The 18,447-nt window shown below is 42.6% G+C and carries 13 protein-coding genes; 6 read left to right on the forward strand and 7 right to left on the reverse strand.

Annotation, left to right across the window (positions count from 1 at the left end; translation table 11 throughout):
- Position 1: 1 nt before the first annotated feature.
- A complete protein-coding gene (locus GPM24_RS04940) occupies positions 2-1,336 on the reverse strand; it encodes a TolC family protein (RefSeq protein WP_158825613.1) in 1,335 nt (444 codons plus the stop codon).
- A gap of 31 nt (positions 1,337-1,367) precedes the next feature.
- On the reverse strand, positions 1,368-2,015 hold the full coding sequence (locus GPM24_RS04945; protein WP_158825614.1) for a TetR/AcrR family transcriptional regulator: 648 nt from the start codon (positions 2,013-2,015) through the stop codon (positions 1,368-1,370).
- Between the two features lie 189 nt (positions 2,016-2,204).
- On the opposite strand from GPM24_RS04945, the gene GPM24_RS04950 reads away from it, so the two are divergent.
- A complete protein-coding gene (locus GPM24_RS04950; RefSeq protein ID WP_158825615.1) occupies positions 2,205-4,694 on the forward strand; it encodes a PIG-L family deacetylase in 2,490 nt (829 codons plus the stop codon).
- 140 nt (positions 4,695-4,834) lie between these two features.
- Here the strand turns inward: GPM24_RS04950 and GPM24_RS04955 are convergent, their stop codons facing one another.
- The 4 genes from GPM24_RS04955 to GPM24_RS04970 form a co-directional block, all read right to left on the reverse strand.
- Entirely contained in the window at positions 4,835-5,770 is a 936-nt protein-coding gene (locus GPM24_RS04955; RefSeq protein ID WP_158825616.1) for a hydrogen peroxide-inducible genes activator, read from the reverse strand.
- A gap of 115 nt (positions 5,771-5,885) precedes the next feature.
- Positions 5,886-7,721: a glutamine--fructose-6-phosphate transaminase (isomerizing) gene (gene glmS, locus GPM24_RS04960; RefSeq protein ID WP_158825617.1), complete on the reverse strand. Its 1,836-nt coding sequence runs from the start codon at positions 7,719-7,721 to the stop codon at positions 5,886-5,888.
- 125 nt (positions 7,722-7,846) lie between these two features.
- Positions 7,847-9,289 (reverse strand): DUF4270 family protein, encoded by a 1,443-nt coding sequence (locus GPM24_RS04965; protein WP_158825618.1) that lies wholly within the window; start codon positions 9,287-9,289, stop codon positions 7,847-7,849.
- 16 nt (positions 9,290-9,305) lie between these two features.
- On the reverse strand, positions 9,306-10,130 hold the full coding sequence (locus GPM24_RS04970; RefSeq protein ID WP_158825619.1) for a glycogen/starch synthase: 825 nt from the start codon (positions 10,128-10,130) through the stop codon (positions 9,306-9,308).
- 134 nt (positions 10,131-10,264) lie between these two features.
- Between GPM24_RS04970 and panC the strand changes: the two genes are divergently transcribed.
- The 5 genes from panC (at position 10,265) to carB (ending at position 16,519) form a co-directional block, all read left to right on the forward strand.
- Complete coding sequence (gene panC / locus GPM24_RS04975; protein WP_233268738.1) at positions 10,265-11,128, forward strand: pantoate--beta-alanine ligase; 864 nt, start codon at positions 10,265-10,267, stop codon at positions 11,126-11,128.
- A 35-nt stretch (positions 11,129-11,163) separates the two neighbouring features.
- Positions 11,164-11,514, forward strand: coding sequence for an aspartate 1-decarboxylase (panD, locus tag GPM24_RS04980; RefSeq protein ID WP_158825620.1), 351 nt, complete (start codon positions 11,164-11,166; stop codon positions 11,512-11,514).
- Between the two features lie 29 nt (positions 11,515-11,543).
- On the forward strand, positions 11,544-12,530 hold the full coding sequence (locus GPM24_RS04985; RefSeq protein WP_158825621.1) for an energy transducer TonB: 987 nt from the start codon (positions 11,544-11,546) through the stop codon (positions 12,528-12,530).
- A gap of 24 nt (positions 12,531-12,554) precedes the next feature.
- Complete coding sequence (locus GPM24_RS04990; protein ID WP_158825622.1) at positions 12,555-13,520, forward strand: energy transducer TonB; 966 nt, start codon at positions 12,555-12,557, stop codon at positions 13,518-13,520.
- 179 nt (positions 13,521-13,699) lie between these two features.
- Positions 13,700-16,519, forward strand: a complete 2,820-nt coding sequence (gene carB / locus GPM24_RS04995; protein ID WP_158825623.1) for a carbamoyl-phosphate synthase large subunit — start codon at positions 13,700-13,702, stop codon at positions 16,517-16,519.
- Between the two features lie 61 nt (positions 16,520-16,580).
- Here carB and GPM24_RS05000 read toward each other — a convergent pair whose 3' ends face one another.
- Positions 16,581-18,407 carry an FAD-dependent oxidoreductase gene (locus GPM24_RS05000; protein WP_158825624.1) on the reverse strand — a complete coding sequence of 609 codons (1,827 nt, stop codon included), beginning with the start codon at positions 18,405-18,407 and terminating at the stop codon, positions 16,581-16,583.
- Positions 18,408-18,447: the final 40 nt, after the last annotated feature.

Below are 18,447 nucleotides of genomic sequence, written 5' to 3' on the forward strand. Positions count from 1 at the left end.
ATTACTTAGTGGTGGTAGTGGTTGCAGTTAATTTTCCGGTTGCTTTTAATAAGTTGTAGTATGCTAATCCGGCATCAGCACGGGCCAGTTCCAGATTGGTTTGTGCTTGGTAAAGCAATGTTTCGGCATCAGCACGTTCGGTAGCCGTAGCTGTGGCATTAGCATAACGAGAGGCTTGTAACCTGTTGTTTTCAGTAGCTTGCGCAATAGCGGTTTGCAATAACTTAATTTTGTTTAGCGCGGTTACATAACTCTGATAATTTTGGTTAACCTCGGTTCTGATGTTATCGGTAATTACACCTTTATTGATGATGGTTTCTTCACGCTCGATACGGGCTTCTGCTACACGATTTTTGTTTGTCCATAAAGTACCAAAATTCCATCCGGCTGATACACCGAAAGTGATAGGCGTAATGTATTTGCCACTATTAGGGAATGGGTTGGCTGATGCATTCACGTAGTATAAACCAGTAGTAGCCGCAATAGTAGGCAATCTTTCGGCCTGAATGTTTTTGATGTTAGTTTCGGCCACTTTAGTGCGCAAGTCCTGTTGTCTTACTTCCTGACGGGTCATCAGTGCAGAATCAATATAAGTGCTCAATGGAGCGATAGGACGTTCCGCCTCATCTACCTGGTCAATATTAATTTGAGTGCTTTCCGGTAAACCTAGCAGTACAATTAAATCGTAGTTAATTACTTTTCTATTGCTCTCCAAATCAATGCCGTTCAGTTCTACATTTGAGCGTTGTAATTGAAAACGCAACACGTCATTCCGGGTAACCAGGCCTTGTTCAAAAAAGCGTTGCGACTGGTGTATCTGCTGATCGATAGCTTTTAAGTTTTGCTCTACCACTTTTTTGCTTTGCAGTACCTTATATAAGTTGTAGTAAGCGTTGGCTACGTTAATCGCAATCTGGTCTTTGTCTTTATCAGCATCCAAGCGGGCTACCTGGACCAGCAAATCGGTTGTTTGCTTAGCATAGCGGTAGCGTCCGCCGCCATAAAGTACTTCCTCGGCGCTTACAATACCTAAGTTGGCATTGGCACTTTTAGGTAAGCTGAATGACTGTTCGGGGCCTAAATCTAACCGGTTGGCAGGTATTTGCGCCCGGCTGTACATAAAGCTGGCCGAGCCGGTAGGCAAGGCACGATCTTTAGCCTGATTATACTCAGACACCGCCCTGTCTATGCGCGACTGCGATAGCTTTAAGGTTTTGCTGTTTTGCAAACCTAGGGTGATGGCCTCGTTTAAAGTTAAGGTTTTGTCTTGTGCTTTTACACTAGTGTTAAGCAGCAGAATGATAGCGGCTGCTCCGCATAGCGGTTTAAATAGCATCTTTTTTAATAGATAGAGGTTGATGATTTTATTACTTCGAGTTGTCATTGTCATTTACCAAATAGGCTTTAAATAATTTTTTGGTATAATTCTTTATTCTTGGTTTCAGCTTTTCTTCAATATTGGTCTGTTCTGAAACATCATATCCCAGCATTAGCGATGATATGTGTGGCGTATTCATCAAAAAGTTTTTGGTACCAAACAGGGTAGCTATTGCCAAATCGGTATCCAAATCATTCCTAAAGTCGCCTTTCTCGATACCTTCATGTAAAATTTTTCTGAACTCCGATACGTTACGCATAATCAACTGCGTAATTTTGTCAGTTACTTCGCCTTTACGGTTGATGGCCAATTCCTGATATAGCATTTTTTGGAAACAGTTGTTCGTGAAAATGCGGTTAACATAGGCGTCCACATATTTTTCTACCTTTTCCCATGAGGTCATATTTTCATCACTACCGATGTTTTGAATCAGGTCATGAAAAACTGTAGTCCTTTTTTCGAAAATGGCTATTAGCAAACCTTCTTTGGAGCCAAAATAATAGTTCAGCATTGCCATATTCACACCTGCCTCGCTGGATATGAGGCGGGTAGATGCGCCGTCAAAGCCATGTTCGGCAAAAACTCTTTCGGCTACATCCAGAATATGATCTTTTTTATCTGTCTTTTCCTTCTCCATATCTTTCAGTGCACAAAGTTAATCAAACGATTGATTGAAAAATAAAGTTTTTGTAATATTTATGTAATATGCAGCGGAAGAGACTAAATTATTAATCGGATGATTAACTATTTTATAAATACTTGAATGATACTTTTGTTTTGATATTTGTACATTAAACAAAAATTTTAGCGTATCGCTATTTATAATATGAATAAGCTGTTTAAATTACTGGTTGTTTTACAACTTTTTTCAATTTATGCACAGGCGCAAACAGCCCCTGCTACAGACATTGCTACCATCAAGCAAAGCTTCAAAAAACTGAACACGTTGGGCAGTGTGCTTTATGTAGCCGCACATCCTGATGATGAAAATACCCGCTTACTGGCTTATCTGGCACAAGAAAAGCATTATCGTACTGGCTACCTAGCCTTAACCCGTGGTGATGGCGGTCAAAACCTGATTGGTAGCGAGCAGGCCGAGCTGCTTGGCTTAGTACGCACACAAGAGTTGCTTGCCGCACGCCGAGTAGATGGTGCCGAACAGTTTTTTAGCAGGGCTAATGATTTTGGCTTTTCCAAAGGGCCGGAGGAAACGCTGAAAATATGGGATCGTGATAAAATTCTGGGTGATATGGTTTGGGTAATCCGCCAGTTTAAGCCCGATGTGATGATTTGCCGTTTCCCTACCACTGGCGAGGGAGGACATGGACATCATACCTCATCGGCCATCTTAGCACAAGAGGCCTTTACTGCAGCGGCCGATCCTAAACGTTATCCTGAGCAATTACAATATGTCCAACCCTGGCAAGCTAAACGGTTACTATGGAACACCTTTAACTTTGGTAGTGCCAATACCACAGCGCCCGATCAGTTCAAAATTGACGTAGGCGGCTACAACCCAACACTGGGCAAAGGTTACGGCGAACTGGCAGCCGAAAGCAGATCTAACCACAAATCGCAGGGCTTTGGTTCGGCCAGGCAACGTGGGCAGGCGTTGGAATATTTTAAAACCATTTTGGGCGAGGCACCGCAAAACGATTTACTGGACGGCGTTGCTACTACATGGAAACGTGTAAAAGGCGGCGAAGAAATTGCGAATACGCTAGCTATCATCAACAAAAATTTTAATGAGGAGCATCCCGAAAGTTCGGTACCTGCCTTGGTACAATTGCGCGGACGTATAGAAAAGGTAACAGACGTTTACTGGCGCAACCAAAAACTTAAAGATATTGATGATTTGATTGCTGCCTGCGCGGGCCTGTGGTTTGAAAGTTATGCGTCAGAACCTACGTATGCTCTGGGCGATAGTATCACCATTCGCTCACAAGTAATTAATCGTTACAATGACAGGGTGAAGATCAATAACATCAGCATACAAAACGTTACCAAAAACCTGGGTGGACAAACAATTCCAGCTAATCAGGTACAAAGTTTTGACCATAAGGCTTTTGCCAATAAAATTACACAACCTTACTGGTTGGCAGCTCCACACGGCATAGGCACCTATACATTGGCTAATGACCAGCTAGCCGGTAATCCCGAAAATCCGGATATTTTAAAAGTAACCTATGAGTTTACGATAGAGGGCAAGCCGTTCCATTTTGAACGCCGCTTGGTATATAAGTATGTAGATCCTGTTCGGGGCGAGGTATATCAACCTATTGAAATAGCGCCACCAGTTACTGCCAATATTGATAACAAGGTATATGTATTTAACACCAAGCAGCCGCAAACTATCCAAATTAAACTTAAAAGCTTTACCAACGCAAGTGGCAGCATTAGCTTAAAGCCTGTTGCTGGCTGGCAAATTAGCCCTAGTGCCATAGCCTTTTCGGATAAAAAGAAGGGAGACGAATGGACGGCTGACTTTACAGCGAGTCCCGCAGCAGGAAACAGCTCCTCTGTTAATACTGCCGAGGCCGTTGTTACGGCTAACGAACAAACTTTCTCATTGGGCGTTCATCACATCAAGTACGAGCATATCCCTACTATTACACTGTTCCCACCGGCGCAAACCAAGCTGGTAAACATCGACTTAAAAACTACCGGTAAAAAGATAGGCTACATTGCCGGTGCCGGCGATTTAGTGCCGGAAGCCTTACGCCAGGTAGGCTATGAAGTGCACATGCTAACCGAGAACGAAATCATGAATGCAGATTTATCTTCCTACAACGCTATCATTACCGGCGTACGAGCTTATAATGTGGATCAGCGTCTGGCATATGAACAGCCCAAGTTGATGGCTTATGTGAAAAACGGGGGTAACTTATTAGTACAATACAACAACTTTGCAGGACTGGTTGTGCCTAACATTGGGCCTTATCCTTTTCGCGTAGTAAACGAGCGCGTAACTGATGAACACGCCAAAATAACCGTTACCAACCCGCAAAGTCCGCTTTTAAATTATCCCAACAAAATTACCCAAGCCGATTTTGAAGGCTGGGTACAAGAGCGGGGCCTGTACTTTGTAAGTAATATTGCGCCCGAATATCAAACTCTGTTTGAGATGAATGATGTAAACGAATCATCAAACAAAGGCTCACTCATTACGGTAAATTATGGTAAAGGCCGATTTACCTATACCTCACTGGCATTTTTCAGGCAGTTGCCTGCGGGCGTGCCGGGAGCTTTTAGATTGTTTGTGAATTTACTGAGTACCCCTATTCAACCTTCTGCAGGTGGAAAGGCTTCTGATTAGTATAAAAAACAATGTCATTTCGAGTGACAACGAGAAATCTTTTAAAAGCGATTGGTTAACTTATCAGTTTCAAAAGATCTCTCACTATCGTTCGAGATGACATTGTTTTTTCTTGAAGTCCTTTTGCGTGTAAGGAGTCCTTATATATCAATCACTTCTTTCTTCTTTTTAGTTTTCAGCTTTTTGGGCACAAATTCTAAAATTTCATTTTTGAGCGCCTCAATCATGCGGCGTTTTAAAAAATTGCGCTGTATCACAATACTCACCTCGCGCGCAGGTTCGGGCGATTTGAAGTAACGTATTTTATCCAACTGTTTGTCGCTTAAATCGGCCAGGGCTAGCTCAGGTAATATAGTAGCACCGTTATTTTGTTCTACCATACGCTTAAGGGTATCTACACTGCCTGTATAGTATTCAAAGTGCTTAAAGCCCTTGGTTGATTTGCGACGCTGGCAAATATTCAATACTTGTTCGCGCATGCAGTGCCCCTCGTTAAGCACCCAAAGCTCTTCAATATCTATTTCATCCGGAACTATCTGTTTCTTTTTAAATAGCTTACTGGTTTTAGATACATAGGCCACAAAGTTTTCATAAAATACAGGTATCTCGGTAAGGGTACTTTCATGCAACGGGGTAGACAGTATGCCGCAATCAATAGTACCTATTTTAAGCTGCTGGATAATTTGCTCTGTGTTTTGCTCCCACACCAATAGCTTTACCAGTGGGTACTTCTCCACAAAGCGGGAAATTATTTTAGGCAATATATAAGGCGATATAGTAGGGATAATTCCAATTTTCAACTCGCCGGATAATTCTTTTTGCCGGTCTGTCACAATCTCCTTAATCTTATAACTCTCAGCAAGCATTACGCGGGCCTGGGCTATAATTTCGGTACCAACCTCGGTAGTAGCAATGGGCTGGCGGGTGCGATCAAATATTTTAACGCCCAGCATATCTTCCAGCTTTTGCACTTGCATGCTTAAGGTAGGCTGCGTTACAAAACATTTTTCGGCAGCCAATACAAAGCTTTTATACGTGTCGACAGCTACAATATATTCCAGTTGTGTAATGGTCATATAGAAATGATTTATTCAAATATAAAAATCTATATGCAAAAACTATATACACTATCAAATCTTAACTAACAAAAAAGGAGCTTATTAAGCTCCTTTTTTGTTAGTCGATATCTATTTATTCTACCGTAACAGATTTGGCCAAATTACGGGGCTGGTCAACGTTACAACCGCGCATTACGGCTGTATGGTAGGCCAACAGTTGCAAGGGTATAGTAGCCACTAAAGGCACAAACGGTTCAGCCGTTTCGGGAATTTCTATAACATAATCGGCCATGGCCCGTACATCATTATCACCTTCGGTTACAATAGCAATAATGTGTCCGCCACGGGCTTTTACTTCCTGAATGTTACTGATTACTTTCTCGTACGATGAATGTTTGGTAGCAATAACTACTACCGGCATATTCTCGTCAATTAAGGCAATAGGCCCATGTTTCATTTCAGCCGCCGGGTAACCTTCAGCATGAATGTATGATATTTCCTTAAGCTTTAAAGCACCTTCTAACGCTACCGGGAAAGAACTGCCACGACCTAAAAACAAACAGTTACTGCTATTTTTAAACTCACTTGCAATTTCAACAATCCTATCATTTGCTTTTAAAGCTTTTTCTACCAGTTGCGGTATATCGTTCAACTGGGTTAAATACTCGACCAGCTTACTTTGGGTAATGGTGCCGCGCTGCTGGGCAGTATAAAACGCAATTAATGTTAAAACGGTTACCTGAGCAGTAAAAGCTTTGGTTGAAGCTACACCAATTTCGGGACCGGCATGCGTATAAACCCCGGCATGTGTTAAACGCGGAATAGAAGCACCTACTACATTACATACACCAAATATGGTAGCTCCTTTTTCTTTAGCCAATTCCAGCGCAGCCATCGTATCGGCCGTTTCGCCCGATTGGGAAATAGCTATCACCAAATCTTTTTCGCTGATAATGGGATTACGGTACCTAAATTCTGATGCATATTCTACCTCTACTGGTACGCGAGCATATTCTTCAATCAAGTATTCGCCAACCAATCCGGCATGCCATGATGTACCACAAGCTACAATAATAATACGGTCGATATTTTTAAGCTTTTCAGTATATTCTTTAATACCACCTAACTGCACTTTACCTTCTTGCGGGTATATGCGTCCGCGCATACAATCATGAATAGATCGGGGCTGCTCATATATTTCTTTGAGCATAAAGTGTTCAAAGCCGCCTTTTTCCAGCATTTCAAGCTGCAACTCTAACCGTTGTATGTATGGCGCTTGTACCGTGTTGTCGATATTTTTGATGAGCAAATCATTACGACGGATGTAAGCAATCTCGTTATCGTTAAGATAAATTACGTTTTTGGTATACTCCACAATTGGTGTAGCATCCGACGCCACAAAGTATTCACCCTCCCCTACGCCGATTACCATGGGGCTACCTTTACGGGCAGCAATCAGCAAATCGGGCTCATCGGCACTCATAATTACGATGGCATAAGCACCTACTACTTTATTCAGCGCAATACGTACCGCATCTTGCAAGTCCAGACCAGTTTCTTGCTGAATATCTTCCACAAAGTGAATTAACACTTCTGTATCCGTATCACTCATAAAAACGTGTCCTTTTGCCAGCAACGTTTCTTTTAATACAGCATAATTTTCAATGATACCGTTGTGAATGATACTCAATTTACGGTTGCCCGACTGGTGCGGGTGCGAATTGCGATCACTTGGTGCACCATGGGTAGCCCACCGGGTGTGACCCATACCCAGGCTTCCCACCATGTCTATATCTTTAACATGGCTTTCAAGATCGCTAACCTTGCCTGCCTTTTTATATATTTTTAACTCTTCATCCAGTAAAGCAATACCGGCACTATCGTAGCCCCGGTACTCTAACCGATGCAATCCTTTTATCACAATAGGATAAGCATCTCTGTACCCAACATAGCCAACAATTCCGCACATATAATAATCTTTTAAGAAATAACAATAACGTTATGGAGCAAAACGGGTTTAAACTCCAAAACGGCTGCTAATATATTCAAATATTATGGTGCAAAAAAAATCCCCTTATCGGGGATTTTCTTACTTTATTTAGTGGTATTATAAATAATGTTGAGCTTAATGCGGTTAGCTGACGAAGCTTTGCTTCCTGTAGCTATTGTTCGCGCCGCTGTAGCAATGGTTGACGTTATTGGTATAGGACTGGTCACAAGAAACGCTGTATCTATCGGGGCTATGTAGGTACCATAATCTGTTAGTTTTTTATCTAACAACCTCTGGATATAGCCCGTAATTACAAACCTATATTGCTGCTTGGTTTGATCATAACGGCCGCCAAATATCGCTGTGCTAAAATAATATGCATCTAAAGCACCTTGAGAAGAGCCATTCGCATCAGGCAATACTATGCGCTGCTTGGCAATATCTAACCGGTATAAGGTTAATTGCGGCAAAGGCACATAAGGTACCGTTGTATTAGCTTCAGGAGTAATAACCAGCTCGGCGCGGTTAAGCACCACTTTGCTAACGTCGGTTGTGCCAAACAATTTTTCGAGATTAGGAAAACTTACTTTAGCTCTTAAACTTCCTCCATGCAAATAAAACACATCACTGGATTGTGTTATGTTGTCATCATCTTTAACAATTGTACTTTTAACTGCAGGGGTATAATTGTGCGTAATGTTAGCCGCATATGCCGAAGTTACAATTGGCAATGCTACCATACTTGTGTCTAAAGTACCACTGTTATTGGTACGGTAATACACCTTAATACGACCAGCGTTCAAATTAAGCATAACAACGCCACCCGCTTGAGACGACTGACTGCGTTGTAAGGTTAGATATAAACCTTTAATTGCATTTTGATAAACTATACTATTGGCCAGCTGTGCAGCAGATGCACCAAAAAACTTTTCGTTAATAAAAGCTGTGCTGATAGGCACCCGTATATGTGGAACGTTAGAACGTACAGTATCTGCGGCCCCTTTTACAATATCAGTAACCTTAACCCGTGTTTTAGGACGAACATTAAAGGCTTGTCTGCTACCAATTACACCTTCCTCGTGGCCCCATACTTTGTTGCTATAATAAGCTTGTACAGCACTGGGTTTTTCAGTTAACTGCTGAACACTTATGTTGTACTTTGATGTTAATGAGTCGCCATAAAACCCGTCATTATACGGCAATTCCAATATGGCAGAATCGGTAGTTATTACACCCGTTGGTAATGTATAAGATACACCAGTTCCGGTATTAGATGTATCACCCGGCAAGCCTATACTTGCAGCTATACTACTGTTAGTTTCGCCCAATACATTATCGTTAAATGATGCTAACGGAATTTTACCGGATCCTGTAGTAATAACAGGTTCTTCTTCAACAGTGTTAACAATAATATTATCATCAACTACCAAGGTACCGCTTATTTGCTGGTCGTTACCAGGTAAACCAATATCATTTTGGTTTTTACAACTTCCTAAAATAAAAAGACTTATTAACAGGGTCAATAAGTCTAGTCTAAAAAATTTCATATATGGTATCAATTCTTTATGCAACGTTCACCAATTCGTCGTTGGTTATTTCGTCGTAAAAATTGTAATAATTTTCGAAATCTGCAGTCGATTCAAACTCTAAAACCGATTTACCGCTGTTTTTAACATTATTTAACACTTCGGCATCAATGTTTTCAGCAGCTAAAACCACTGCATCCGAGTATTGTATTGCACCTGCATGCAAGGCATTGTTAGTACCGGTTTTAAACACTTCGGTGTTTTGCTCGGTCATATCGCTCATTACCGCTTTGCGGGCAAAATCGGGATCTAACTGAGTAGTAAACTCGTTTTCATAAACAGAGTATACCACTTTGGCATGTTTAAAAGTAGGATCGTCTTTGTAAGTAGTTTTAAGATATGTAGGTACCAAAGCACTCATCCAGCCATGGCAATGTACAATATCAGGAGACCAGCCTAATTTTTTAACAGTTTCCAGCGCACCTTTGCAAAAAAAGATCATGCGCTCATCATTATCGGCATAAAACTTACCTTCTTTATCGGCAAATACATGCTTACGTTGAAAATATTCTTCGTTGTCCAGAAAGTATACTTGCATCCGTGCAGCCGGTATAGAAGCCACTTTAATAATTAACGGATTGTCATTGTCATTAATAATGATATTCATCCCCGACAAACGAATAACTTCATGCAGTCTGTTCCGGCGCTCATTAATATTTCCGAAACGCGGCATCAGGATACGAATCTCAAAGCCTTTGTCCTGCATAGCTTGCGGCAGCTGGCGGGTAATTTCAGAAATCTTAGTGAGTTCTAGGAAAGGAGACATTTCATGAGTTATAAACAAAAGCTTAGATTTACCCATCTCTAATCAGTATTAAATGTAAAATGTAAAAGACACTCAAATAAAAATTTGAGTGTGCAAATATACACATTATCTTATGAACTATCAATGATTTATGCAAGTATGTTTGCTATTATTTGTACAATTACCCACCTTTGCCAACTTTTGTAATTGCTTTACAGTTGAAAATATTTACCACCAAAAACGAGCTTCAACAATACCTTTCAGAGGTACGCGCCAGTGGCAAAACTACAGGTTTTGTACCCACTATGGGCGCCTTGCACCAGGGTCACTTATCTTTATTGGCACAGGCACGCCAGCAAACTGACGTAACAGTATGTAGCATTTTTGTCAATCCTACGCAGTTTAATGATCCTAAAGATTTAGACAAATACCCCCGCCCTATTGCCGCCGACACTGAAAAATTGCAACAGGCAGGTTGCGATATTTTATTTAACCCACCTGTTACGGAAATATATGCCGGTGATGAACATTGGCATTTAGATATAGGCGAACTGGAACATTTACTGGAAGGTGAATTCAGGCCGGGACACTACCAGGGCGTGATGCAGGTTGTGCACAAATTGTTTGATATTGTGAAACCGGATGCAGCTTTTTTTGGGCAGAAAGATTACCAGCAGTTTATGGTAATTAGCCGGATGGTTTCGCAACTGCAAATGCCGGTTAAACTGGTAATGTGCCCTATTGAACGTGAGCCCGACGGGCTGGCCATGAGTTCGCGCAATATCCACCTGACAATAGACGACAGACGACATGCTTTAATATTATCTAAAGCATTATACCAGGCACAGGCCAGCTTTGATCCGGCCCACCCCGAGGCGGCCAAACAGCAGGCCGAACAGATGATTACCAGCGAACCAGGTACACAATTGGAATATTTTGCCATTGCCGATGGTGATACTTTGCATCCGGCCAATCCAAAATCTACCAAAATTGTTGCTTTGGTAGCTGCAAAGGTTGGCGCCACACGGCTGATTGATAATGTGATAATCAAGTGATGACGCGGGTTATTTTTAATTATTAACTTTGCACCATGATTATTGAGGTTTTAAAATCTAAAATCCACCGCGCTAAGGTAACGCAGGCCGAACTTAATTATGTAGGCAGTATTACCATTGACGAGGATTTGATTGAGGCGGCGAATATTATCCCGAATGAAAAGGTGCAGATTGTAAATAACAACAACGGCGCCCGTTTTGAAACATATGTGATAAAAGGTGAGCGTGGCAGCGGTACTGTATGCTTAAACGGCGCAACAGCGAGGCTTGCACAGGTGGGCGATATTGTGATTATCATGTCATATGCTCACATGGAGATGGATGAAGCGCGTAAATATGAACCTATTTTAATTTTTCCAGACGTTGATAATAAATTAATTAAGTAAATTAGTAGCCCTGATTAAGGAGATTACTAATGAAACTTATATTATCGATATGCTTTGTGCTGGCGGCCGCCTGCTGCTCGGCACAAACCAAACAAGCTTTTTATTTTAAAAATAACGGCATGCCCGTAGATCAGGCCGACAGTGCAGACTATGTACGCATTGTAAGTCCGCCCGATTCTGCATCTACTCTTTTTAACATTTCTGAGTATTACTTGCCTAGTAAGCAGATTAAACTGGTTGGTAAATCGGCAACGCTTAATCCGCCTACCTTCGACGGGCAGTGCATCAGCTATGGTACTAATGGCAAGCGTCAAGCCGTACTAAATTATGCCGACGGTGCATTATTGGGCAGCAGTTACCTGTTTTACCCCAACGGCAAGCTATACTTGCAGTTTGACGCCGATACATCAAGCAAACGCTCTTTCGAAGAAAACACCCGCATTATTACCTGCATGGACAGTACCGGTAAAGCGGTGGTAACCGAAGGTAATGGCCACTATGTTGCTTACGATGATAAAAGCCACACCATCAGCGAAGAAGGTGATATTAAAGATGGAAAACATGTAGGCGAATGGCATGGCAACTATGCAAGCGAAAAGGTAACGTTTGTAGACACCTACCAAGACGGCAAATTTATATCGGGCGTTAGTACTACTGCCAACGGCACCAAATACACCTATACCACCAAAAACCAATCACCTGAGTTTACCGGGGGCATTAACGTTTTTGTAGATATGGTAAAAAAGAAGGTGAAGCTACCCGCTACACTAAAGGGCAAAACAGCACAAATCTTTGTATCTTTCAATGTGGCTAAAGATGGTAAGGTTGTTAACCCAATGCTGTTAGGCAGCCTGTCGCCAGAAGCTGATAAAGCCATTATAGCCGCTATCAGCAGCTCACCGGCATGGAAACCGCGTATTCAAAACGGCCTACCGGTTGCAAGCTCATGGGGAACGCCTATTGTTTTCGGTACGGCAGCACCTGCAGCGGCGAAGGCACCAGCAAAAAGCAAATAACTATCCTAACCTTTCCTTATCGCAATGAAATATCTGTTGGCCTTGTTAATGCCGATGATGGCTGTATGTGCTTGCCTTGCCCAAAAACAAAATGTTTATTTTTTAAAAAGTAACGGTAAACAAGTCTCCATACGTGATAGTGCCGACTTTATACACATTGTGCGGGAGCCCGATTCGGCGTCAACATTATATAATGTACTCGATTATTATTTGAGTGGGAAATTAAAAATGATGGGCAAATCGTCTACTATTTTTCCGTCAATGTTAGAAGGTATTTCCGTCACATACTTTGAAAATGGGAACCGAAAGAATATTTCTGAGTATAAGAAGGGAAATCTGGTCCACAAGCAATATCTATATTATCCAAACGGCAGACGTTATACGGTGTTTGATTATGCCGATTTGCCTAAAACTTCAACCGCCTTTAAATTTCCACCCATGATTGTTGAATGTAAAGATTCTACAGGTGTTTCACTAGTAACAGATGGCGTTGGTTATTACAGAGGCTATAATGAAAATTTCTCTCGGGTTGTGGAAGAGGGCCAAGTGAAAAACAACAAACGTGAAGGGCTTTGGAAAGGTTACGAAGAAGCTATTAATGTAAGTTTTACTGAAACCTATTCAAATGGCGAACTTATAAAAGGGCTATCCACGTCCGACACAAATGATACCGTATCATACACCAAATCCCGAATGGTAATACCGCAGTTTAAAGGCGGAATAGACGCATTTTACAGGTACTTAGGCATGTCTATCCGATATCCGAATAATGCGCGCATAAATGGTATACAGGGCCGAGTTGTGTTGGGATTCATTATTCAAAAAGACGGAAAACTTACTGATATACAAGTTTTAAGTTCAGCCGGCCAAGCATTAGATGAAGAAGCTGTTCGGGTAACTAAAGCATCACCTAAATGGATTGCTGGCACTGTATGCGGCCGTAATGTACGGGTGTCGCACTCTATCCCAATTATCTTTACCTTACAATAAAAACATAGCTATTACAATAATAATAGAAATTCTAAAATTTTTAATCCCTGTAACTTACAAAATCCTATCTTTGCATCCCGACGCTGAAGTCGGGATTTTTACCTTTCAGCGCATAGTGTTTAATCGGCTAATTATCAATAAAACAAGATAATCGGCGTTTATTTTTGACTAACAAGACTATGCCCAAAGACACCTCCATAAAATCAGTACTGATCATCGGTTCAGGTCCTATCATCATTGGCCAGGCCTGTGAATTTGATTATGCCGGCTCGCAAGCCGCTCTTTCGTTAAAAGACGAAGGTATCGAAGTATCTATCATTAACAGCAATCCGGCTACCATCATGACGGATAAGGTTATAGCAGACCATGTGTACCTGCTTCCCCTTACCTGCGAAAGCCTGGAAAAGATTTTATCCGAACAAAAAATTGATGCTGTGCTGCCTACCATGGGTGGTCAAACTGCATTGAACCTTTGTATCGAGGCCTCAGAACGCGGTATTTGGGAAAAATACGGTGTAAAAGTGGTAGGCGTTGACGTAGCGGCTATCGAAAAGACCGAAAACCGTGAGGCTTTCCGCCAGTTGATGGTTGACATCAATGTAGGTGTGGCCAAATCAAAAATTGCCAACTCATTTTTAGAAGGTAAAGAAGCTGCGCAGGAAATTGGCTTTCCGCTGGTAATTCGCCCAAGCTATACCCTGGGTGGTAAAGGTGCAGGCTTTGTACATAAAAAAGAAGATTTTGATGCTGCTTTAAGCCGCGGCTTACAAGCTTCACCTACCCATGAGGTACTGGTAGAGCAAGCCGTATTAGGCTGGAAAGAATATGAGTTGGAGTTGCTGCGCGATAACCGCGACAACGTCATCATCATCTGCTCTATCGAAAACTTTGACCCGATGGGTATCCATACCGGCGATTCGATTACCGTGGCCCCGGCCATGACCTTAAGCGACCGCTGCTACCAGGAAATGCGTAATCAGGCTATTAAAATGATGCGTGCCATTGGTAATTTTGCAGGTGGTTGTAACGTACAGTTTTCCGTTAATCCAGATAACGAGGAGATCATCGCTATCGAGATCAACCCGCGTGTATCCCGCTCATCGGCCTTGGCATCAAAAGCCACCGGTTATCCAATTGCTAAAATTGCTGCCAAACTGGCGATTGGTTACAACCTGGATGAAGTAGAGAACCAAATCACCAAAACCACTTCAGCTTACTTTGAGCCTACGCTTGATTATGTAATTGTAAAAATCCCTCGCTGGAACTTTGATAAATTCAAAGGCGCCAACCGTGAGCTGGGCCTGCAAATGAAATCAGTAGGCGAGGTAATGGGTATCGGCCGCAGCTTTATTGAGGCACTGCAAAAAGCTTGTCAAAGCTTGGAAATCGGTCGCGCCGGCTTAGGTGCCGATGGCCGTCAAAGCCGCAACCTGGAAGAGATTATGCACAGTTTGGAGCATCCCAGCTGGGACAGATTATTCCATGTATATGATGCTTTGAGCTTAGGTGTGCCTATCGAATCGGTACGCAAAGCCACCAAGATAGACCGCTGGTTTTTAAACCAGATACAAGAAATTGTAAATCTGGAAGCTGAACTGCGCCGCTACTCTGTAAACAATATTCCTGACGATATTTTACTGACCGTTAAGCAGAAAGGCTTTTCGGACGCACAAATCGCCTGGATTTTGGGTGTAAACACTACCGAAGAGGATGTGTACCAACGCCGTAAAACATCCAACATTAACCGTGTTTATAAAATGGTGGATACCTGTGCAGCTGAGTTTCAGGCACAAACCCCATACTACTATTCAACTTACGAGGGTGAGAATGAATCGATAGTATCCGATCGTAAAAAGATCGTTGTATTAGGTTCGGGCCCTAACCGTATTGGCCAGGGTATCGAGTTTGACTATAGCTGTGTGCATGGTTTATTAGCCGCTAAAGAAGCAGGTTATGAAGCCATCATGATTAACTGTAACCCTGAAACGGTTTCTACCGATTTCAACATGGCCGACAAGCTGTACTTTGAGCCGGTATTCTGGGAGCACGTACGCGAAATTATCGACTTGGAAAAACCAGAAGGTGTAATTGTTCAGCTGGGCGGTCAAACTGCCTTGAAAATGGCAGAAAAGCTGCACGAGCACGGCATCAAAATCATCGGTACATCGTTCAACGACATGGACATTGCCGAAGACCGCGGCCGTTTCTCTGACCTGTTGAAAGAACTGGATATTCCGTACCCTAAATATGGCGTAGCTGAAAGTGCTGAAGAAGCGTTGAAAGTTGCCCACGAAGTTGGTTACCCGGTATTGGTACGCCCAAGCTACGTATTAGGTGGACAAGGTATGAGCATTGTGATTAACGATGAAGACTTAGAGCGCGCCGTGGTAAACCTACTACGCAACCTGCCTGGCAACCGTGTGTTGATTGACCACTTCCTGGACCGTGCCTCAGAAGCGGAGTCTGACTCGATAGGTGATGGTGAAGATGTACACATCATTGGTGTAATGGAACACATCGAACCTGCCGGTATTCACTCAGGCGACTCATATGCGGTATTACCGCCGTTCGACTTATCGGATAGCGTAATGGAGCAAATTGAAGAGTACACCATCAAATTATCGAAAGCCCTAAACGTTCGTGGGTTGTTAAACATCCAGTTTGCGGTTAAAAACGATAAGGTTTATGTAATTGAGGCCAATCCACGTGCTTCACGTACGGTACCTTTCATTGCTAAAGCGTACGATGTGCCTTACATCAATATTGCCGCCAAAGTAATGTTGGGCGCTGCCAAGCTGAAGGACTTTAAGATTGAACGCAAGCTGGTAGGTTATGCCATTAAAGAACCGGTATTCTCGTTTGATAAATTCCCGGAAGTAAACAAAGAATTAGGTCCGGAAATGAAATCAACCGGCGAAGCTATCCGCTTTATTCCAAACCTGATGGATCCATACTTCAGAGCTTTGTATAAAGAGAAATCAATGTACTTGAGTAAGTAAACATAAAAGCAAAAGGCCGATGTTAAACATCGGCCTTTTTTGTAACCCTTTATTTAGTATATCAATTAATCAGCCTGCCAGTCAAATCAACATTCCTTGCAAAAGGGTTTAGATATTTATTCGCCAGTACAGCAAATTCCAAACGTGTAATTGGTCGTTGGGTATCAAATGGCTGTGCAAATTTGTAGGTGGTTTGCCACTGCTTTTCCAGTGCCATGCGTAATGGCTTAGGGTCGCTCAACGTCGTGTTGCTGATGAGCGAAACCATGTTCCCAACTGTAAATTGTGCACCCGGCTTTTCGCTGTTAAACCACAAAAAAGCATGACTATATAATTCTGTTAATACCGGTTTAATTTCCTCGGTGTAAACCACTGTATCCGGCTTAAATAAAACAGCCGCCGTTTTACCATTTACATGCGGAATACCTTTTAATAAGCCGGTGGCTCCTACCTGCTGTATAGCCCTAAAAGCGGCTGCCGTTTGTGGCACATCCGAAAACGGCATCAGGCAACCTTTAAAATCAAGCAATTCGCCCTGTATGGTTCTAACCCTTAAGTTGGCGGTAGTAGTTTTAAAGAAAGCCAGATAAGCAGCAACCGTACCGGCCCCCTGCCCCAGTACCATTTGCACTGATGGGTAAAAAGTACTGGCATTAACCAAATGGCTGACGGATATGGATTTCTCGGTTACCAACAGGTTATCAAAATCTTTCACCACGACTGCTCCCAACGGAATACTATAAGCCAAAAAAGGCGGATAACTGGTTTTAGGCCCGTTACCCCCCACAAAGTGCTGCCCCGGCGAGGCATCGCCCACAGCAATAGAAGTACGGTATAGTTTTGAACTGCGGCTGTAAGGCGTCAAGATATCATCCAGCACCATCCTGATTTGCCCTTTAGCCCTACGGTATTCGCGCATATAGGGGATGGATGGCAGTTGATCGGGCGTACCAAATTCATCAGATAGGCCAAAATTTTTGAGTCCGCCTGTGGTTTGCAGATAATAGATCAGTCCTAAAGTGCGTAGACGCATATCTTTATAATACTGCTCTCTTTTTTGCAGGCTCAGTAAATCGGTACTGCTAGTGTAAGAATTGGCACACTCGCTCCATTTAATTAAATACTTATCATTAGGCAACTTACCGCCTTTAACCATCCGCAGCAAATCTTTTCCCTTAAGGCAATCGTACCGACTGGCATTATAGCCTTCTGGCTTGGCAATAGTTTTATCGGCAGCAGCACCGTAATCTTTTAATACGGCGCACCAGGTGATGTCTTGTATTTCGGGAATTGTCTTTTCGGGCGCTAATTGCTCGCCGGTATCCTGACGGCTGTCAAACCCACTTATAAACTGCACGCCGGCTTTGGTGGCTACGTCGCCGGTTTCAGTAGCATCAATTAGTACCTGCGCCCTGATGGTATTGGTCCGGCCATTTTCGGTAATGGTAAGCTCCCAGCCTGTGCCGTTCTTTTTTACGGTCGTCCACGGGGTTTTCAGTTTCAGGGTGAGGTTTTTTACTGTGTCGGTCATTTTTTTCAGAATAGCTGCACCAGTGTAAGGCTCAAAACGCAACACCGCATTATAAGTAGTATCAAAACCCGGTGTTTTTTTGTAAAATTCGCGTACCTGTTTCCGGAACTCGCCCCAAATACCCGATGGCAGGTTACGATTACCTTCCATTATACACATCGCTCCTGAGGTCATTTCACCACCCAGCCATGGGCCCGGCTCCACCAAAATAGTTTTTACTTTGCTACGTGCACATTGTAAGGCCGCTGCTACGCCGCTGGCTGTTCCTCCTACCACTACCACATCAGTTTTAATAGTATCGGCAAAGGCCATGGTAAACCCCGAAAAGAGAATATATAAGAGTAACTTTTTTATCATGCAGGAAATATAACTGGTGTAAAACGCTAAATTAGGGCAA

It is taken from the genome of Mucilaginibacter lacusdianchii, from assembly GCF_009770985.1.
GTDB lineage: Bacteria > Bacteroidota > Bacteroidia > Sphingobacteriales > Sphingobacteriaceae > Mucilaginibacter > Mucilaginibacter lacusdianchii.